We start from the raw sequence: 20,361 nt of genomic DNA, 5'->3' as shown, positions 1-20,361 counted from the left end.
TTAAATAGGTATAGTATTATTATTGGTTATAGGAGACAATATTATAAAAATTTATTATAAAGATGAAAAATTCTAGCAGGAGGAATAACATGTCCAATAAAACATTTTACATTACCACACCCATATACTACCCGAGTGATAAACTGCATATCGGCCATTCCTATACAACGGTTGCGGCTGATACAACTTCAAGATATAAGAGGCTGAGAGGCTATGATGTAATGTTTCTGACAGGGACAGATGAGCATGGGCAGAAGATACAGAGAAAAGCAGAGGACAAAGGCGTTACACCAAAGGAATATGTTGATGAAATAGTTAGTGGGATTAAGGATTTATGGAAGCTGATGAAGATCACCAATGATAAGTTCATCAGAACCACAGATAAGTATCATGAAGAAGTTGTACAAAAAGTATTCAAGAAACTCTATGATCAGGGCGATATTTATAAGAGTGAATATGAGGGATGGTACTGCACACCATGCGAATCCTTCTGGACAAAGACTCAATTGGCAGATGGAAAGTGTCCCGACTGCGGAAGGGAAGTAGAGCTTACAAAGGAAGAATCCTACTTCTTCAAACTTTCAAAATATCAGGACAGACTGATAAAGCATATTGAAGAGAACCCCGATTTCATCCAGCCTGTATCAAGAAGGAATGAGATGCTTAATAACTTTTTAAGGCCTGGACTGGAAGACTTGGCAGTATCAAGGACAACATTTACATGGGGTGTGCCTGTAAGCTTCGATGACAAGCATGTGGTTTATGTTTGGATAGATGCACTTTCAAATTACATAACCGCATTGGGATATTTGACGGATAATGATGAAAACTATAAAAAATACTGGCCTGCAGATGTGCACCTTGTTGGTAAGGAAATCGTTCGCTTCCATACAATAATATGGCCTGCAATGCTGATGGCACTTGGAGAGCCATTGCCCAAACAAATATACGGACATGGATGGCTCTTATTGGAGGGCGGGAAGATGTCCAAATCCAAGGGAAATGTTGTAGATCCTGTGGTGCTCATTGAAAAGTACGGCTTGGATGCAATCAGGTATTTTCTGTTAAGAGAAGTGCCGTTTGGCTCTGATGGTGTATTCTCAAATGAGGCACTTATAAATAGGATAAATTCCGATTTGGCTAATGACCTAGGGAATCTTGTAAGCAGGACAGTGGCAATGATAGATAAGTACTTTGGAGGAGTAATGCCTTCTGAGTATCAGGATGGTGAATTTGACGAAGACCTTAAGGGCACTGTTATGGCTACACCTGAAAAGGTTGAGGAGCTTTTGGATAAGCTGCAGTACAATACAGCCCTAACAGAAATTTGGAAAACCATTTCCAGGGTTAACAAGTATATAGACGAGACCATGCCTTGGGTTTTAGCAAAGGACGAAGCAAACAATAAGAGACTTGCTGCGGTAATGTACAATCTGGCGGAGAGCTTGAGGATAATTTCAGTTCTGATACAGCCGTTTATGCCTGAGACACCTGAAAAGATATGGAACCAACTGGGTATAATGGGCAGTACCCACATATTGGATTGGGATAGTTCAAAAACTTGGGGTAAGTACCCTGGAGGGACTAAAGTAAATAAGGGAGATGTAATTTTTCCAAGAATAGATATTAAAAAAGAGCTTGAAGAATTGGAAAAAATGGCAGCAACAAACACTGAATCAAAAAGTGACGAAAAGGCTCCTGATGAAAATAGCTACATTACTATAGACGATTTTGCAAAGGTGGACTTGAGGGTTGCAAAGGTTTTAAAAGCAGAAAGGGTTGAAGGGGCAGATAAGCTCCTCAAACTGAAGCTTGAAATGGGAGAGGAAGTAAGGCAAGTGGTATCGGGTATTGCCAAACACTATTCACCTGATGAAATGGTAGGCAAGTATGTAATTCTTGTTGCAAACCTAAAACCTGTTAAACTTAGGGGGATTGAGTCCCAAGGTATGATACTTGCGGCCTCAGATGACAAGTCACTGGTTTTGGCTGCTATAGATAAGGAAATCGGTAGCGGTGCCAAGGTAAAATAAATCTAAACGAGGTAGATATGCTTTTTGACTCCCATGCACATTATGATGACGAGAAATTTCAGGATGATAGAGACGATATTATAAAGAAAGCTTACGAAGAGGGAGTATCATATATTTTAAACGCAGCTTCCGATATTGATACTTCCCTTACAAGCATGGACCTGGCCCAAAAATTTGACTTTGTATATGCAGCTGTTGGCGTTCATCCACACAGTGCAAGTACTATGGATGAAAGCACAATAGCACGGATTACTGAGATGGTCAGGAGCCCTAAAGTCGTCGCTATTGGTGAAATCGGTCTTGATTACTATTATGATTACAGTCCTAAGGATGTACAGAAGTATTGGTTTAAAAGGCAGTTGGAGCTTGCGATAGAGCTTTCGATGCCTGTAATAATTCATGACAGGGATGCTCACGAAGATATAATTAATATTATGAAAGAAAGTAAGATCTCACAGGTCGGAGGGGTTATGCACTGCTTTTCCGGAAGCAGGGAAATGGCTAAAATACTCCTTGACATGGGATTTTTCTTATCTTTCGGTGGGCCTGTTACCTTCAAGAATGCAAAGAAAGCCATAGATGTTTTGCAATATGTCCCGATGGATAGAATGCTGATAGAGACTGACAGTCCTTATCTCAGCCCTGAGCCGCTTCGTGGAAAACGAAATGATTCAAGAAATGTTCGTCTTGTTGCCGAAAAGATAGCAGAAATTAAAGGTCTTGATTTTGAGACTATAGCATCTGAGACACTTAATAATGCAAGACGGCTATTTGGTATATAATGTAGTTAATGAGGGTAATTATACCGGGGGTGGGCTATGAAAAAGTTTGTTTTGATTCTGGTTAGTGGTCTGATACTTACCATATTTGTTTTGTTTAACTATTTTCTTTGGGTAAGCGGGGAAGAGGTTGAAAGGTATAAAGAGCAGGTAGAATCTTTAAAGGAAGACCAAGCGGTAGATAAGAATGCTCGAGAGAGCGAATATAATAATTTTATGCTTCAGCTGTCCCAAAGAAATGAAACCATAGAAAATTTAAGCAAACAGGTTAATACTCTTAAGGATAATACTTCAAAGGCAGAGCAGGATAAGCAGTTACAAGTGGCAGAAATTGAGGAGCGGAACCATGTAATTAGAAAGCTTCTTCTGCAATCTGATTTAACTGATATGAAGGATGTTGTAAAGAGATGGACGGAGGCTATAGACAGCGGCAAGTATGACGATGCATTCAAGTTGCAGTATCCGCGAAGGCCAACTCAGGAAGAAGCAAAAACGCTATCTGATTTTTCAGAAAGTTTTAAGAATAAAATCCAATCATTTAAATGGAAATCCATAGATTTATATAATGGAGAACTGCCTTCAGACTTAAAAGGAAGTATAGTATTGGAAGCACATATAGAAGTAAAGAAGGTACCTGATGCAATTAGTGTTAAGTTTTCAGATGGTATCAATAAGAGATACTTTATTATAGGACTGTACGAGGATAACTGGATAATTTCCGATATAAAAGATGTTTTGTAAAAATATCTTTACATAATAATTCATCACCAATTTATACACTGGTCATATAATGGTAATGAAAACATTCATGTGTATTTTGGAGGAATTATACAATGAGTAAGGATATGAAGGAAAATAAAGATAAGGGCATGAAGAGTGAAATGCCTGTCCATAATGAAGGCTGTAAAGATTGTATGCATAATCATGAGATGCCAATGGATATGCAGATGCCAATGGATATGCAGATGCCGATGGATATGCAGATGCCGATGAATATGCAGATGCCAATGGATATGCAAATGCCGATGAATATGCAGATGCCAATGATGTGCTGTCCAATTTTAATGAATATGCAATGTCCGATGTTAAATGATATTGGCCTAATGGGCCAACCAAATATGGGTATGTATCCTATGAATCAAATGCCGATTAACAATATGCCGATGAATCAGCTGCCAATGAGCAATATGCCGATGAATCAAATGCCAATGAACCAGCTGCCGATAAGCAATATGCCGATGAATCAAATGCCATTAAACAATATGCCTATAGGTCAAATTCCTATGGAGCAGTTTCCGGCCAATCAACCTCAAGTAAGTCCATATATGAACCCAAATCTCAGCCCTGTAGTAAGTCCGAATATGATGAATTATGGTGCAGATGTATCACCAAATATGTATGGGACATATGCACAGTTCTAGAGTTAATCTAATCAAGCAAAGGCTAATAAATGAAGCGACACCATCATAATCCAATTTAAATATGTCAATGTATATGTATAATTTCAGTCTATATGGGTATAATAGTATCAGGCGGTAAAAAATGGACTAAAATTTGACAAAATAAGCGTATTGAATTAAAATATTTAAGTCCCTTATTAATATTTTAACAGGAGGTGATCTCATGTTACCGCTTGCGAGAAATATTAAAAGGTATTTTTCATGGAACAAGTTTACAATTGGATTATTAGCTGTTGTGATCTCTGTATTGGCCGGAGTCGGGTTATACTTCAATATGAAAAAAGAAGTAATAATCTATGATGATGGAAGGAAAATCGTAATAAAGACTATAAAATCTACAGTAGGCGATGCTCTGGACCAGGTTGGCATAAAGTTGAGCCCCGACGATTATACCAATGTGAAGCCGGAGACCAAATTACAAAAGAAAAGCATAAATGAAATACATATAAAAAGAGCTGTACCAATTAATGTAGTAGTTGGCGGACGGCAGCAAAAATTTATGACTACTGCCCAAACCGTTAAAGATGCTCTTGCAAAAAAGTCCATATCTGTTAATGCTATGGATAAGGTTGAAGGAGCAAAGCTAAATGATAAGATAACGAAGGATATGAAGTTCAGTATTGTAAGAGTAAAAGAAGAGATCGTAAGTGAGGAAATACCTATTCCGTATAAGACAATCAGCAAGGATAACCCAAAACTCAAACATGGAATTAAAAGATCTGTGAGAGAGGGCAGCGAAGGTAAGAAAGAAAAGATTTACAAAGTGGTTACAGAGGATGGAAAGGAAGTTCAAAGGACTCTTCTTAAGGAAAGTGTAGCACTTAATCCTGTAGACAAAATTGTTGAACATGGGACTGCGTTAGGCTACAAGACATCTAGGGGAGATTTTTTAAGATATGAGAAGGTTCTTAATATGAGGGCTACTGCGTATACTGCTTCATATGCAGATACGGGTAAACATCCGGGCCATCCTGAGTTTGGTATTACTTATACGGGAGTAAGAGCAAGAAAAGGAATAATAGCAGTAGATCCCAGGGTTATACCCCTAGGTACCAAGGTATACGTAGAGGTTGCAGGTAATACTCCGGATTACGGGTATGCGGTTGCAGCCGATATAGGAAGTGCAATAAAAGGCGACCTCATTGATTTGTATTTTGATAGTCAATCGTATGTTAATAAGTGGGGTTGTAAAAGAGTTAAAGTTTATATATTATCGGAGTAGTCAAATTTTAGAAGTAGTCAAAGAAAGGATAACAGAATAAGAAGCTTTTATTTCATTTAACATAAGAGGTGTTCTAAAGTAAATAGAAAGTTTGTTATCTGTTAATAAATAAGGGACAAAAATTTGGACGGTTATTCGGATACCTGAAAGGATTCGGATAACCGTTACTTTTAAATTTAACGGGGAAAATAATAATGCGACAAATAACAAAAGAATTGATTAATAAATATGACATACGGCTTACCAAGTCTTTAGGGCAGAATTTTCTAGTTGATGACAATATAATTGATAAGATTGTAAATTCGGGGGATATAAACGAAAAGGATATTGTTATTGAAGTGGGGCCGGGAATAGGCAACATGACGAGGAAGCTAGCAGCAAAAGCAGGCAGGCTTATAGCGGTTGAGATAGACCGGCATCTTATTCCGGCTTTGGAAGAGGTGTTTAAGGACTATCCAAATTCAACACTCATTAATAAAGATATTTTAAAAACCTCACTGGAAGAGGCTATTAAAGAGGAAAAAGAGAAAGCACCGGAAACGGAATGTGTAAAGATAGTTGCCAACTTACCTTATTACATAACAACTCCGATAATAATGAAGTTTTTAGAAGAGAATCCAGGTATAGATACCATGGTCTTTATGATACAAAAGGAGGTTGCAGAGAGGATTGTCGCATCTCCCGGAGGCAAGGATTACGGTGCCCTTTCGGTAGCGGTTCAGTATTATTCAAAGCCTGAAAGGCTTTTTGATGTATCACCTCACTGCTTTATCCCAAAACCTGATGTGGATTCTACTGTGATAAGAATGAAGGTGCTTAAGGAGCCCGCTGTCAAACTGCTGGACAAGGATGTTTTCTTTAAAACTGTTAAGGCATCCTTCGGACAAAGAAGAAAAACCCTTTTGAATGCATTGGCAAACTCCAACAAATTCGCCTGCAGCAAGGAGGAAATCCGGCAAATACTGATGGATCTTGGTGTTGATGAAAATGCCCGTGGTGAAACATTAACAATCAATCAGTTTGCACAAATATCCAATAGATTTGCTGAGTAAAAATTAATTTGGTGTAGGATTTTTAAGTATATCGTTTTATTTTTCATGTACCTTTCATATATATATTATTAGAATAATAGGAGAATATTGAGAGGCATAGCATGAATAAAGAGTACAAGTTTGGAAGAATGTTTTTAATCCTTAAGCGGGATGATGAAGGATTTGGGTTGGCGAAGGATCCGACCGGTTATGTGAAGATTGAAGTAACAGATGGTAAGGGGAAGCTTTTTGCTCATATTGAGAATTTAAACGATAAACAAGAAAAGACAGTGTTTAAATTATACCTTATTGCATGCAATAAGGAGCAGTTCAACCCGGTCTGTGTAGGTATATTGCCGCTAAAGGAAGGTAAAGGTGAGCTCTCTTGGAAGTTTGATGCATCAAATGTGGGTTCCACCGGGAGATCTATGGATAAATTTAATGTTGTAGCGGTTGCTGCAACTGAGGTGCAAAGAAGAAACAGCATGGCTTTTCCCCTTGTTGCTTTTAAAGGGGCGGAAGTTTCATGGAAAGACAAGTTGAAAGAAACGCTTTACCCTAAAGTTTTCGTGGACTATCAAAACAGTGGAGATATTGAAAACATAAAAGCGGAAAACTTAAAATCACAAAATCTGGAACCAGAAAACATTGGGACAGAAAACATTGAATCAGAAAACGTTGAGACAGAAAATAATGAGACGGAAAATAGTGAGGTAGAGAACACTGGAATAGAAAACATTGAGGCAGAAAACACTGGAACAGATAACATTGAATCAGAAAACATTTGGGCAGAAAACATTGAGACGGAAAATAATGAGGCAGAAAACATTGAGACAGAAAATATCGTGACAGAAAATATTGAGGCAGAAAGCATTGAACAAGATAACATAGAAGCTGAAAATATGGTAGTTGAGTCCCCTAAAGTTCAAGAGGTGGAGGAAGAAAATATACATATTAAGGTTGGGGAAGATACGCAGGAAGGTATAAACGCTAAGTTTGCAGCTCAAGAAAACAGCACATGGAAAAATAGTGAACCCTGCAGTAATGTTAACAATTGTATGAATTGTGAAAATAATCGATTCAATAAATTCAATTTTGACACAAGGAGCACCGGTATAGACACACATAAATTAAAAGAATTGTTTAATAAAAATTTTGAGGTAGCCAATCCCTTTAAAAACGGGTGCAGAATATATAAATGGTGGAATGTCAATAACCCTGTTGTTCTAAATAATATATTCTATCAGAGTAATTTAAGAAACCCGTTTTTATTTAATCCAAAGGTTCTATTCGCTTATTACAAGCACAGAAGCCTGATAGTAGGAATATGTAATGACATTAGCAGCGATAAGGAATATATTGTATTGGGAGTACCTGGAAATTATTCATCTGAGCAAAGACCGCTTGGCATGTTTTGCAGATGGGCACAGGAGGAAGGCGTTGAACCTAAGAATGGTGCTTTTGGTTTCTGGCTTGTTTATATTGATCCCAACTCGGGAAAAATTATTGGATAATATTAATAAAACCATTTGTGGTTTTGGGTGTCTTATAAATTATGGTGAATCTAATAGGATGCTTTATACTTAATAGAAAGTATAAGGCGTCCTATCTTTATATAAAATCTTTATTTTGCAACCTCCATTGCTTTCGTAAGAAATTGGAGTGTAGTATGTTCCATGATTTCCCATATATTAAAATAATATTGGATACCTTTTTGATTATTAATATGATAAAATGACATAGGTATAGAATTATAACACATAAGTGGTATTAATAATCAAATTAAGGTGGTTTAACATGAAATATTGGTTTATATTTTTTATACTTAACTCCATCACAGGTAATTTTATTTTAACAATCATAATACTCTTTGTGGCATACCTAATATTGGATAAAATGTTTTTCAATATTATTTCCGGATCGATTTTTGGCCCCATAAAGCGTAGAAGACGGATCAAATCATTGTTATTTGAGTTGAGGCTTAATCCCTCTAATGCAAACAATGCATTAGAATTGGGAACACTTTACTTTGAAAGCAAAAAATATACTAATGCAATTGAAATGCTTGATAAAGCATATGAAAGGATTGATAATTCTCCAAGGCTTCATGCATTTAAGGGTATGTCCCTAATGGAGCTTAGCAGAAGTGAGGCGGGAAAGGAAGAGCTTTTAAAGGCACTTAACTTGGATAGTTCGGTGATATTCGGTCTTCCTTACATTTATCTCATACGTTATGAGCTTGGTTCCGAAAAACCTGACATGGATAAGGTGGTTGAATTGGAAAAATCTGTAGCCAAATTTGCCAATACAGAAAACTTCTATCGCATGGGTAAGGTATATAGAAAAAGTGGAAATAATAAAAAAGCAGTTGAGATGTTTGATATGGCAATCAGAGAATACTCATATGTACAGAAAAAGTTCCGGAGGATTCATAGAAAGTGGGTATGGCTATCGAGACTCAACAAATTGACAATAAAAAATAAGTAAATTAAATAAAACAAATTTTCAATATAAATTGCATTAAGAGGTGACGAGATGAAAGTTCTATTTATAGGCGGTACGGGAATAATCAGTGAGGCAGTTTCAAAGCTGGCTATACAAAAGGGTATGGACTTGTACCTTCTTAACAGGGGAAACAGGCCTTTATACCTACCACAAGGAGCAAAGGTAATAAATAGTGATATAAGAGATAAAGGTACTATAAAGGAGGTTTTAAAATCTCACAGCTTTGATGTAGTTGTCGACTGGATTGCATTTACTCCTGAACATATAAGGACTGATTTGGAGCTGTTTATGGGAAATGTGGGGCAATACATATTCATAAGCTCCGCTTCGGCATATCAAAAACCGCCTACAGATTATATAATTACCGAATCCACGCCCCTTGCAAATCCATTCTGGCAGTATTCAAGAGATAAGATAGACTGTGAAGACATACTGATGGCCCAGTACCGCAACAACAGATTTCCTGTAACTATCGTGCGACCAAGCTTAACTTACGGTTTACAGATGATACCTGCTGCTTTAAACAGCTGGCAGAAGCCTTGGTCCATAGTTGATAGAATGCAAAAAGGCAAAAAGATTATTGTACATGGTGATGGAACTTCATTGTGGACAATAACTCATAACACAGACTTTGCAAAAGGGTTTACAGGCCTTATGGGTAATTCAATGGCTGTAGGTCATGCCTTTCATATTACATCGGATGAGGTGCTGACCTGGAATATGATATATGAGCTGATTGGAAAAGCAGCAGGAGTAAAGCCTGATATAATACATATAGCCTCAGATTTCATTTCAGCCGTACATCCCGAAAGCTACGGCAGCCTCTTGGGAGACAAGGCTGAAAGTGCTGTTTTTGATAACAGCAAAATAAAGAGATTTGTCCCTGATTTTAAAGCAACGGTTTCGTTTGAGACCGGTATAAAGCGGTCTGTTGAGTGGTTCTTGGAGCATTCGGAATTATGTACTTTAGATGCCGAGTGGGATGCTTCAATGGATATGATTATTAATAAATACAATACTGCATTAGGAATAAACAAATAAAACATTACAATGGAGTATGGAAAAATGAAACCAAATAACCTTGACTTTAAGCTGGGCAAGAAGGAAGCAAAGCAATTTATAATCATTTTTGCTTCAATTTTTCTTGTTTTGTTTATGGCATTTATGGCAAAAGAGCTGGTGAGTTCCGGCAAAGGCAGTAAAAAAACCAATGCACCTTCGGTAAAAATTTCTGACTTGACAGAAAGAGAACCACCTAATGGTGAAGATAAAAGTAGATCGGCGGACAATTTGGATGGCGAAAATAACAAGGAGTTGGAAGAAACTTATGAAAAGCTTCCGGCTCAACCACCTGCAACTGGAGACTACAATTTTGGTGAGGCACTGCAAAAATCTATATTTTTCTATGAATGTCAGAGGTCGGGAAACCTGGATGAGGAAAATCTCCGCATGAACTGGAGGGGAGACTCCGGATTGAAGGACGGTGCGGATGTTGGAGTAGATCTTACAGGCGGGTGGTATGATGCAGGGGACCATGTGAAGTTTGGACTTCCTATGGCGTATAGTGCTGCAGTTCTCAGTTGGAGTGTTTATGAATATAAAGAGGCCTATATAAAGAGCGGTCAGTTAAAATATATGCTAGAAAATATTAGGTGGGCTACGGATTATTTTATGAAGTGCCACACAAAGCCGGATGAGTTTTATTATCAGGTTGGAAACGGAAATGCCGATCATGGATGGTGGGGACCTGCGGAGGCCATGAGTATGGCAAGGCCTGCATACAAAGTGGATAAATCCAAACCGGGTTCGACAGTAGTAGCAGAAACTGCAGCGGCTTTAGCAGCAGCGTCTGTTATATTTGAAGAAAGCGATCCTAGGTATTCCGATGAATGCCTAAGGCATGCAAAGGAGCTTTTTAGATTTGCCGACAGCACTAAGAGTGATAGCGGATACACCGAGGCAGAGGGCTTTTACAAGTCTTGGAGCGGCTTTTATGATGAGCTTTCGTGGGCGGGAGCCTGGCTTTATATTGCAACAAAGGAATCTTCCTATCTATCCAAGGCTGAAGGCTATGTAGCCAATTGGAAAAGAGAACCGCAGACAGATACAATAGCATATAAATGGGCATTTTGCTGGGATGATGTTCATAATGGTGCAGAATTGCTTCTTGCAAGGATTACCGAGAAATCTATTTATAAGGAATCCATAGAAAGACATCTTGACTACTGGGCAGGTGTTGGTGCCGAAAAAATCAAGTATACACCTAAAGGGTTGGCGTGGCTTGATCAATGGGGTTCGCTGCGTTACTCAACTACAGAAGCTTTTGTGGCAAGCGTTTATGCAGATTGGGAAGGGTGCAGTAAAGATAAGACAAAAAAATATAGAGACTTTGCCAAAAAGCAGATTGAGTATGCACTTGGAAGCTCCGGGAGAAGCTTTGTAGTGGGTTATGGTACTAATCCGCCCCAGCATCCGCACCATAGGACTGCACATGGGTCCTGGGCAGACAATCAGACGGTACCTGAACATCACAGGCACGTTCTCTATGGTGCTCTTGTTGGAGGTCCAGGCAGTGATGACGGCTATAAGGATGAAATCGGTAATTATACAAATAATGAGGTAGCATGTGACTACAACGCAGGATTTACAGGAGCCCTTGCCAAAATGTATCTTCTCTATGGAGGAAGTCCAATAGAAGGCTTCAAGGTTTTTGAAAAGGCAGAGGATGAGTTCTTTGTTGAAGCTTCCGTCAATGCAGCAGCAGATAATTTCGTTGAGATAAAAGCTTTATTAAACAACATGTCGGGATGGCCGGCAAGAAGCAGCAGTAAGTTGTCCTTCAGATACTTTATGGACTTGAGTGAATTAAAGCAGGCCGGCAAAAGCCCAGATAGCCTTAAGATCAGCCTGAATCACAATCAGGGTGGTGCAAAAATTTCCGGAATAAAACAGTTAAAGGATGATATTTATTATATCACAGTTGATTTTCACGGAACTGAAATAAGACCGGGAGGGCAGTCTGCATACAAGAAGGAAGTTCAGTTCAGAATTGCAGCAGATATAAGCTTTAATCCTGAAAATGATTATTCCTATAAAGGCCTTTTAAAGGGTTCTGTTGTTAAGACCATGTATATACCAGTATACGATGGGAGTGTTAAGGTGGGGGGGGTGGAACCGGGTCAGGCCTCTGAAAAAAGTAACAAAGAGGCAAGCGGCAGTAATAACTTAAAGGCGGCAGTTACGGCAGCAAAAGATAGTACTGCATCCAAAGTTACTGTCTCTGGAAATATAAGTCTCCAATATTATAATTCCATACCCGCTGCCAAATCAAACACAATCAGCCCCAAGTTTATGATCACCAATAGGGGAAGTACAAGTATAAAATTACAAGATGTGAAGTTCAGATATTACCTAACCTGTGATGACGATAAGAGGCAAAATTTCTGGTGTGACTGGTCAACAGTGGGAAGTGATACTGTCATATGCAAGTTTGTCAAAATGAGTCCGCGAAAGGCTAAAGCTGATTGCTATGCGGAAATGGGATTTACAAGCAAGGCAAATATGTTAGAGCCAGGTAAAAGCATTGAGGTTCAGGTAAGGTTTGCTAAGGAAGGATGGACTGAATATGAACAAACAGGAGATTATTCATTCAATGCCTCTACAAACAAGTACATAAAGTGGGACAAAGTAACGCTCTATCTTAATGGCCGGCTTGTAAGCGGAATTGAACCTTGATTTATTATTGGACTTAGCTGTATGAAAAAAGTAAAATGATTATTGCAAACATATAAAGGGACTGACTTGTGGCAGCCCCTTAAATTATTTCCCGATGTAAGTGCCCATTAAACTTAAAGTATTAAGAATGAAATGGCAAGTATACCGTATACTGCTATTAACTGAAGGCCCTCAAGCCAGTTTGACTCACCGTCATTTGAGACCTTATTGGCTATTATAACTGCTACTATTATGGATATAAGCTCGAATTCGTTAAATATCATGTCCATAGGCTTAAATATAAGGCTTAGGAATATTAAAAGCGGTGCAACAAACAGTATAATCTGGAGGCTTGAGCCTATAGCGATCTCTATTGCTACATCCATTTTATTTTTTGCTGCCATCAAAATTGCTGTACTGTGTTCTGCGGCATTTCCGATAATTGGGATGAGAATGATGCCTACAAAAAACTCGGTTACTCCAAGTGAATGAGTAACCGATTCAACTGAGCTTACTAAGAACTCACTTTGAAGAGCAATTGTAACAGTTGCAACGACAAGGATGGAAATTGCTTTTTTCAAGCTCCACTTTGACTTGATCTCTTCAGCATGGTTGGTTCCGTATATGTCTTTATGTGTATAGAACGAGAAGAAAAGACCACATATGTAAATTACAAACATAAAGGCAGCTATTCCTATACTCAAGCTTTCGTACCGTGGAGAATTGAAGAGTTCCGGCTTAACTGTATGCATGAATATGGCTGGGACAACAAGGCCTATGACTGCAAACAGCAGCATACTTGATGAAACCTCAACAGCACTTTTATTAAAGGTTTGAGTTTTATACTTAAGTCCGCCTACAAACATACTTGCACCAAGGACCAAAAGAATGTTCCCTATAACAGAACCTGCAATGGAGGCTTTTACTATGTCAAACAATCCTTCCTTCAATGCAAAGAATGCGATAATAAGCTCTGTAGCATTACCGAAGGTGGCATTAAGAAATCCACCGACCCTTGGGCCTGAGTAGGCTGAGATTTCTTCTGTAGCTTCACCCATGATTCCTGCTAACGGAATTATGGCTGCAGCAGATGAGAAGAAAAGAAAAACATCATCAAACTTAAATAATTTACACGCTATACTTATTGGAATAAATATAAGTAGAAATTTTAAGTATTTCATCTTATTTGCTCCTTATGGTTATTGTTAATTTTACCTCTAACATTATAGCATTTGTTAATTTTATTGGCAATTATAATACAAGCACGGATTGAAGTATAGAATTATATAGAATTACAGAATGCGATTGAAAATAATTACTTGTAATGATAGAATTTAAAATATAACTCTATTAATCTTATAGCAATATTTCTGATAAATATATGATTTCTACAGACATCATTCCCAGCACTGGTCTATTTGTTCACTATTACTTATATAAAATGATTATGTTCATAATTCAAAAGGAAAGGAGGCTTTTATTTAATTTTGATTAATAAAGCTAGCCGCAATTTAAAAATCACAAAATGAGAGGGAGAAGAAAAATGCTATTAGGGGAAAAAAGTATAAGAAGGAAGTCAAAAAGTGTATTATCTTTAATGGTATCGGCAGTGACGGTCACCAGCTTGCTGCTTGTTAACACGCCTGTTACCGTGAGGGCAGCAAACATTTATCAGGATCCAAGCCAGCCTGTGGAGGCAAGGGTTAAGGATCTTCTGTCCAGAATGACTCTTGATGAGAAGGTGGGTCAGATGATTCAGCCGGAAAGACATACTGCCACGGCTGATGACGTTAAAAATTATTTCCTGGGATCTATTTTAAGCGGCGGAGGAAATGTTCCTACTTCAAACACACCGACAGGGTGGTGTGATATGGTTGACAGCTATCAAAAGGGGGCGATGGCTACAAGGTTGCAAATACCGTTTGTTTACGGAGTAGACGCTGTGCACGGTCATAATAACTTGTATGGGGCTACTATTTTTCCCCATAATATCGGCCTTGGGGCAGCAAATGACGAAAATCTTGTATATAAAATCGGACAGATAACTGCTAAAGAAGTTAGGGCAACAGGGGTTCATTGGACTTTTGCTCCTTGTATAGCGGTTCCGCAGAATGAAAAATGGGGAAGAACCTATGAAGGCTTCAGTGAGAATTTGGATATTGTTACAAGAATGGGAGTAGCTGCAACCAAGGGGTTGCAGGGAGACAACTATATTACCGACCTTACAAAGAATGATAAGATATTAGCCTGCATCAAGCATTTTATAGGTGATGGTGCTACCACAAACGGCGTTGATGCAAGTGATGCGGTGTTAACGGAAGCTCAGATCAGGGAAAAATACCTACCTCCGTACATAGAAGCAATTAAAGCAGGTGCAAGGACAGTAATGGCATCTTTTAACAGTATAAACGGATTGGAGTGCCATGGAAATAAACGTTTACTAACCGATATTCTAAAGAATGAATTAAAATTTGACGGATTTGTAGTGACAGATTATGAAGCTATAAAAGACATTGATAAGGCGAACTTTAGAAACTGTGTGAAGGAGTCTGTCAACGCCGGTGTAGATATGTATATGGAACCAAGGCTTTGGAAGACGGTGATAGCACATCTCAAAGATTTGGTTGGGACAGGGGAAGTTCCTCTTTCTAGGATTGATGATGCTGTTACCAGAATTCTCAGGGTTAAGTTCCAGTTAGGGCTTTTTGAAAAGCCATATGCAGACAGGAGTCTTATGTCGTCGGTAGGCTCGGCTGAGCATAGAGCCGTTGCCAGAGAAGCTGTAAGAAAATCATTGGTTTTGCTAAAGAACGATAACAAGGTTTTACCTTTGCAAAAAAGCGGAAAGAAAATATTTGTAGCCGGTAAGAATGCTGATGATATGGGTAATCAATGCGGAGGCTGGACAATAACCTGGCAGGGTAAGAGTGGAAACATTACACAGGGTACTACAATACTGCAAGGGATAAAAAGTGCAGTAGGTTCAGGATCTACTGTAACATACAACTTAAACGGATATGGGGCACAAGGCCATGATGTTGCCGTAGTTGTGGTAGGTGAGACTCCATATGCAGAAGTAAAAGGGGATAAAACTGATCTGTCATTGACAGCTGATGATATCCAAACTATAAACAATGTTAAGAGTGCAGGCATACCTATGGTAATTGTCCTGGTTTCTGGAAGACCGATGATTATTACCGATCAGATAAAGGATTCAGCAGCTTTTGTAGCAGCATGGCTTCCAGGTTCTGAGGGCAATGGTATATCTGACGTGCTCTTCGGCGACTATGATTTTACCGGAAAGCTTCCTATGTCTTGGCCTTCAAGCAATGCTCAGATTCCTGTGAATGAAGGCGATGGAAAAACACCTCTTTATCCATTGGGATATGGTTTAAAGATGAAGTCTGATGAAGGCTATAAGCTCAGCGGGTACATTAGCCCAGACTTTGCAGCTTTAGCTCAGACATCATCTCTACTCAAGCAGGGATTCAATGTTGAGGTGGTTGGAAAACAGGTTAGTGCTGTTACTGATATAAACGGTTATTTTGAATTCAAAGGATTACCTGCAAACACAACCGGGTACACATTGAGGATAAGCAAAACAGGTTATTTGACAAGAACAGTAAACAATATTGTTCTGTCGGCTGATAAGGTGCTGTCAGGGCAGTCTTCGCCTGTTGAAATGTGGGCAGGTGACTTGCCTAAAAACGGAGTTTTCGATGATGCAATAAACATGTCTGATGTAATCAATCTGGCTATGGTCTTTAATTCAATCAAAGGCGATGCCAAGTATGCAGCTGAATATGATTTCAACCTGGATGAATCAATCAACATGTCGGATATAATTCTTCTGGCAAAACACTTTAATGCTACTTCAGCGAGCTATCCAAATTAAAAGTATTATTTGACTGTCGGCCTTTTGAAACACTGGTGATCGACGGGATATTTTAACCCTTACGCGTCTTGAGAGATTACGGTGTATTGTATACCAAAATTTCTCAAGACAACGATCAGGGTTGCAAAATGGGAAGCTATTTTGTACTAAGATTGTAAAAAAATTTTGAATTTTTCCAGAAAAGCTTTCATTTTATTATTTTATAATTATAATTAATAATATAGGATAAGTCATATTATTTTTATATGGCTAAACTTATTTCATAAAAAGAAAAAGGGGACAGGTTTAATGAATGGTTTAATAAAAAAGGTCAGTATCTTATTTATTTTATTTTCTCTTTTATTGACGTCATGCAGTAGCAACAACAACACAAGTGAGCTGGAGAAAATCCAGGAAATTTACAGTCCTTCAGAAACTCCTTACACCAATGTATCCAACGCTGGTACTGTATTTAAAAGCGGGGATTGGATCTATTTTTCTGATAATGATTATAAGTTGGCAAAATCAAGAGTAGACGGCAGCGGAAAAGTTGTTTTAACTGATGACACACCAAGATTTATAAATGTTATCGGTGATTACGTATATTATGTAAATGTGGATGACGGATTTAAAGTAAACAGAATTAAAACAGATGGGACAGGCCGTGAAGTAATAAATGAAGACAATTGTTCCTACTTAACCTATTACAAGGGATGGTTTTACTATACCGACTCCACTGAAAAAAACAGAATATATAAAATGAAGCTTGACGGCAGCAAGAAGACCAAAATAAATGATTTTGATGCAAAATATTTATCAATTTCAGGGGATTGGATTTATTATTCCAATGCCGATGCAAAAGACAGCTTGCACAAGGTTTCTTTGGATGGATCAAAGGATGTAAAGCTGTATGAAAACAGGGCATGGTATTTAGTTGTTGATGGTGACTGGATTTACTATTCCGATGGGGGAGATAGGGACAGGCTTTATAAAATCAAAACAGATGGAACTGAAAGAACAAGGGTTACAAGAGATGTATGTGCGTTTATAAATGTTTCAGGAGATTGGATTTATTACAGAAATGATTCCTCCTATAAGGCACTGTACAAGATTAAAAAGGACGGAAGTGAGCGTTCAAGACTTAATGAGAGAGTGTCCTTATACTTAAATATTGCGGGTGAATGGTTATATTATCTTGTTTATGATGAAACCAATACAGACAGGGATAACAAATATATCGGTTATAAAATAAAGCTTGATGGTACTAGTAACCAAGCGATATAGTTTTATTAGTAAAAATTATTTTTCAAACATGCAGCTTCGGTAATAAGATTATCGGAGCTGCTTTGTTTATATCTGGGAAAATGCAGCATATACTATACCACAATTTTCAATTCTCGCGACAACAACCAAGATTGCAAAATCAATACAACAATTGCTTTAATAGTAATATATGAGGTATGAGTAAATATAATTTATGTGTAGCACTAAAATAGGATGTGTATATGAATAATAATGGATTTTTTAATGCATTATTGAATTTGAGGTCAGCAGCAGCCTTTGGAGTAGCTGTCATAGCAACAGGAGTATCTTACAGGTTTTACAATAGCCCCGCAGGTGCTTTGCTGGGTGGGCTTATCTTCCTTGTTGTTGCTACATACTCTGTACTCTTTTCAGAAGAGAAGGAGCCGCAAAAAAAGGAGCAGGATTATAACGATTTCAGAGAGCTTGCTAATGAGTCCCGGGATAGGTTATCGCCAATAATAGAAAAGCTTGGAGTAGTATTAGGTAATATCAAGCTGCTGGACAGGGGTAAGTATCAATTTATAGCAAAGTTTATGTCTGAGATTGCAGTGTTTGAAGAGTTGATACCCAATCTCGTCATGAGCTATAGGAAAGGGATAAGATTTCTGGCGAGCCGTGATGCACAAGCTACCACGGATATCAAGTCACTGGAAATGAAGCTTAATTCAGGCGTAAGTGAAAGTGCAAGGCAAACCTATGGGAAGGCTATTTCAGAGAAAAAGCAGATTCTATCGGAGCTTAAGCATATCAGAAACAATCTTGACGATTGCGAATCAAAGCTCTATTATATTTTAAGTACATTGGAAAAGATTGAAACAATTATTTATTCTGATGAATTAAGGGATAATATATCGGACGAGACATCAAAAAATATAAATCAACAGTTGGAGATATTTTCAGGAAGCGTAAGAGACATTGCAAAAGTTATGAAGCTATAAGGAAGGGGTGTGTCTTGTACAAAACACACCCTTATAATATAGGGGTAGGAATATCTATCATAATAAGCGTATAATTCCAACAATTTTTATTTACCGAAATATCTTTCCAAAAGGCCTTTAAATGCCATACCATGTCTTGCTTCATCCTTGCACATTTCATGAACTGTATCATGAATAGCATCATAATTAAGCTGCTTTGCTTTTGTTGCTATGTCCTTTTTGCCTTGGCAAGCACCATGTTCTGCTTCAACCCTTAATTGGAGGTTCTTTTTAGTATCGGCATAAACTACTTCTCCTAATAATTCAGCAAATCTTGCAGCATGCTCTGCTTCTTCGAAAGCAATTCTCTTATAAGCTTCTGCAATTTCGGGATAACCTTCTCTATCTGCCTGACGGCTCATAGCAAGGTACATTCCCACTTCAGTACACTCACCCATGAAGTTTGCTCTCAAACCTTCAAGAATTTCTGCGTCAACACCCTGTGCTACACCTATCTTATGCTCATCAGCCCATTGAGCCAAGCCTTCAACTTTCTCATAGAACTTTTCCTTAGGAGCTTTACACTGTGGACATTGGTCTGGAGCTTCGCTACCTTCATGAACATAACCGCATACTGAACATACATATTTTTTCATAGAATAAAATCCTCCTTAAGATTTGTTATATTTAAGTGTCTATAAATTATAGTAGATATAGACAATAATTTATACCTAATTAGAAAAGTGAATTCAAATTGTCACAGAATATTTATACCCGTAAGCTAATTGGCTAAACAAAAAATATTAAATTTTTATTTGAGCAATTACTATACCTGCAGGAATTATCCATTAACTATAATTAGAGTCCTAATATCTATTCATTGATTTCATCATAAGCAAGCGGCGGAGCAATAAGCATTTTTTCGCCATATTATACAACCTCCAATCAACCTTCTTCCAGCAACTTCTTTTACAGCAGTTGAATTAGCAGCAACAATAGCAGCATCTCCAATTTTAACTCCCAGCAACAATAGCAGCATCTCCAATTTTAACTCCCAGCATAATTGTAACATTCTGTCCAATCCATACATCGTCGCCAATTATAGTATCCCCTTTAAAAGGTAACTGCTCTATTGTCGGAGTAACCTTTTCCCATCCACCACCAAAGATATTAAATGGGTACGTTGTAAAGCCATCCATTCGGTGGTTAGCTCCGTTCATAATGAATGTTATCCCTTATGCAATTGCACAGAACTTACCAATAATCAGCTTATCTGCATCTCTAAATTTGTATTGCTATTTAATACGTAATATATAGCTAAAACGTATTTTTATTTCCTACACACTATCAAAAAATACATCATTTTGCAATAGACGCAATGTATCAATATTTTTAAAATCCAATGTAATTATATCAGTATCGAATCCACAACCTTCTGATCCGTAGGCTGGAATTGTGGCTTTTAATTGTTTGATCACTTACTTATAAAACTTTGCAAGTTGTTTTGGTGTACATATCTCC

Annotated in this window: 15 protein-coding genes and 1 pseudogene; 13 read left to right on the top strand and 3 right to left on the bottom strand. The window is 37.9% G+C overall.

Annotation, left to right across the window (positions count from 1 at the left end):
• Positions 1-89 precede the first annotated feature (89 nt).
• From metG to VIO64_RS20685, 10 genes are all read left to right on the top strand, one after another.
• Positions 90-2,033, top strand: a complete 1,944-nt coding sequence (gene metG, locus VIO64_RS20730) for a methionine--tRNA ligase (RefSeq protein ID WP_331921653.1) — start codon at positions 90-92, stop codon at positions 2,031-2,033.
• 17 nt (positions 2,034-2,050) lie between these two features.
• Positions 2,051-2,815: a TatD family hydrolase gene (locus VIO64_RS20725; RefSeq protein WP_331921652.1), complete on the top strand. Its 765-nt coding sequence runs from the start codon at positions 2,051-2,053 to the stop codon at positions 2,813-2,815.
• A 36-nt stretch (positions 2,816-2,851) separates the two neighbouring features.
• Positions 2,852-3,553, top strand: coding sequence for a hypothetical protein (locus tag VIO64_RS20720; RefSeq protein ID WP_331921651.1), 702 nt, complete (start codon positions 2,852-2,854; stop codon positions 3,551-3,553).
• 92 nt (positions 3,554-3,645) lie between these two features.
• Entirely contained in the window at positions 3,646-4,233 is a 588-nt protein-coding gene (locus VIO64_RS20715; protein ID WP_331921650.1) for a hypothetical protein, read from the top strand.
• 202 nt (positions 4,234-4,435) lie between these two features.
• Positions 4,436-5,494: a 3D domain-containing protein gene (locus tag VIO64_RS20710; RefSeq protein WP_331921649.1), complete on the top strand. Its 1,059-nt coding sequence runs from the start codon at positions 4,436-4,438 to the stop codon at positions 5,492-5,494.
• 194 nt (positions 5,495-5,688) lie between these two features.
• Positions 5,689-6,546 (top strand): 16S rRNA (adenine(1518)-N(6)/adenine(1519)-N(6))-dimethyltransferase RsmA, encoded by an 858-nt coding sequence (gene rsmA, locus VIO64_RS20705; protein ID WP_331921648.1) that lies wholly within the window; start codon positions 5,689-5,691, stop codon positions 6,544-6,546.
• Positions 6,547-6,647: 101 nt separating this feature from the next.
• A complete protein-coding gene (locus VIO64_RS20700; RefSeq protein ID WP_331921647.1) occupies positions 6,648-8,039 on the top strand; it encodes a hypothetical protein in 1,392 nt (463 codons plus the stop codon).
• A gap of 283 nt (positions 8,040-8,322) precedes the next feature.
• Positions 8,323-9,012, top strand: coding sequence for a tetratricopeptide repeat protein (locus VIO64_RS20695; RefSeq protein WP_331921646.1), 690 nt, complete (start codon positions 8,323-8,325; stop codon positions 9,010-9,012).
• A gap of 48 nt (positions 9,013-9,060) precedes the next feature.
• Positions 9,061-10,071 (top strand): SDR family oxidoreductase, encoded by a 1,011-nt coding sequence (locus VIO64_RS20690; RefSeq protein ID WP_331921645.1) that lies wholly within the window; start codon positions 9,061-9,063, stop codon positions 10,069-10,071.
• Between the two features lie 24 nt (positions 10,072-10,095).
• A complete protein-coding gene (locus VIO64_RS20685) occupies positions 10,096-12,765 on the top strand; it encodes a glycoside hydrolase family 9 protein (protein ID WP_331921644.1) in 2,670 nt (889 codons plus the stop codon).
• 113 nt (positions 12,766-12,878) lie between these two features.
• Here VIO64_RS20685 and cax read toward each other — a convergent pair whose 3' ends face one another.
• Positions 12,879-13,925, bottom strand: coding sequence for a calcium/proton exchanger (gene cax / locus VIO64_RS20680; protein ID WP_331921643.1), 1,047 nt, complete (start codon positions 13,923-13,925; stop codon positions 12,879-12,881).
• 362 nt (positions 13,926-14,287) lie between these two features.
• On the opposite strand from cax, the gene VIO64_RS20675 reads away from it, so the two are divergent.
• From VIO64_RS20675 to VIO64_RS20665, 3 genes are all read left to right on the top strand, one after another.
• Positions 14,288-16,639, top strand: a complete 2,352-nt coding sequence (locus tag VIO64_RS20675; RefSeq protein WP_331921642.1) for a glycoside hydrolase family 3 N-terminal domain-containing protein — start codon at positions 14,288-14,290, stop codon at positions 16,637-16,639.
• Positions 16,640-16,927: 288 nt separating this feature from the next.
• Positions 16,928-17,902 (top strand): DUF5050 domain-containing protein, encoded by a 975-nt coding sequence (locus VIO64_RS20670; RefSeq protein WP_331921641.1) that lies wholly within the window; start codon positions 16,928-16,930, stop codon positions 17,900-17,902.
• A gap of 221 nt (positions 17,903-18,123) precedes the next feature.
• Complete coding sequence (locus tag VIO64_RS20665; RefSeq protein ID WP_331921640.1) at positions 18,124-18,861, top strand: hypothetical protein; 738 nt, start codon at positions 18,124-18,126, stop codon at positions 18,859-18,861.
• Positions 18,862-18,947: 86 nt separating this feature from the next.
• Here VIO64_RS20665 and VIO64_RS20660 read toward each other — a convergent pair whose 3' ends face one another.
• On the bottom strand, positions 18,948-19,496 hold the full coding sequence (locus tag VIO64_RS20660) for an NADH peroxidase (protein ID WP_331921639.1): 549 nt from the start codon (positions 19,494-19,496) through the stop codon (positions 18,948-18,950).
• 360 nt (positions 19,497-19,856) lie between these two features.
• Positions 19,857-20,114: pseudogene (locus VIO64_RS20655) on the bottom strand (acetyltransferase); the annotation flags it as partial.
• Positions 20,115-20,361: the final 247 nt, after the last annotated feature.

The organism is Pseudobacteroides sp. (assembly GCF_036567765.1).
GTDB lineage: Bacteria > Bacillota > Clostridia > Acetivibrionales > DSM-2933 > Pseudobacteroides.
The sequence above is the reverse complement of the archived record's forward strand: the minus strand, read 5'-3'. Positions and strand labels throughout refer to the sequence as shown.

What these genes read in the sequence shown, in the direction of transcription:
- metG (WP_331921653.1), top strand. Translation starts at nt 90, where the DNA reads ATGTCCAATAAAACATTTTACATTACCACACCCATATACTACCCGAGT.
- VIO64_RS20725 (WP_331921652.1), top strand. Translation starts at nt 2,051, where the DNA reads ATGCTTTTTGACTCCCATGCACATTATGATGACGAGAAATTTCAGGAT.
- VIO64_RS20720 (WP_331921651.1), top strand. Translation starts at nt 2,852, where the DNA reads ATGAAAAAGTTTGTTTTGATTCTGGTTAGTGGTCTGATACTTACCATA.
- VIO64_RS20715 (WP_331921650.1), top strand. Translation starts at nt 3,646, where the DNA reads ATGAGTAAGGATATGAAGGAAAATAAAGATAAGGGCATGAAGAGTGAA.
- VIO64_RS20710 (WP_331921649.1), top strand. Translation starts at nt 4,436, where the DNA reads ATGTTACCGCTTGCGAGAAATATTAAAAGGTATTTTTCATGGAACAAG.
- rsmA (WP_331921648.1), top strand. Translation starts at nt 5,689, where the DNA reads ATGCGACAAATAACAAAAGAATTGATTAATAAATATGACATACGGCTT.
- VIO64_RS20700 (WP_331921647.1), top strand. Translation starts at nt 6,648, where the DNA reads ATGAATAAAGAGTACAAGTTTGGAAGAATGTTTTTAATCCTTAAGCGG.
- VIO64_RS20695 (WP_331921646.1), top strand. Translation starts at nt 8,323, where the DNA reads ATGAAATATTGGTTTATATTTTTTATACTTAACTCCATCACAGGTAAT.
- VIO64_RS20690 (WP_331921645.1), top strand. Translation starts at nt 9,061, where the DNA reads ATGAAAGTTCTATTTATAGGCGGTACGGGAATAATCAGTGAGGCAGTT.
- VIO64_RS20685 (WP_331921644.1), top strand. Translation starts at nt 10,096, where the DNA reads ATGAAACCAAATAACCTTGACTTTAAGCTGGGCAAGAAGGAAGCAAAG.
- cax (WP_331921643.1), bottom strand. Translation starts at nt 13,925, where the DNA reads ATGAAATACTTAAAATTTCTACTTATATTTATTCCAATAAGTATAGCG.
- VIO64_RS20675 (WP_331921642.1), top strand. Translation starts at nt 14,288, where the DNA reads ATGCTATTAGGGGAAAAAAGTATAAGAAGGAAGTCAAAAAGTGTATTA.
- VIO64_RS20670 (WP_331921641.1), top strand. Translation starts at nt 16,928, where the DNA reads ATGAATGGTTTAATAAAAAAGGTCAGTATCTTATTTATTTTATTTTCT.
- VIO64_RS20665 (WP_331921640.1), top strand. Translation starts at nt 18,124, where the DNA reads ATGAATAATAATGGATTTTTTAATGCATTATTGAATTTGAGGTCAGCA.
- VIO64_RS20660 (WP_331921639.1), bottom strand. Translation starts at nt 19,496, where the DNA reads ATGAAAAAATATGTATGTTCAGTATGCGGTTATGTTCATGAAGGTAGC.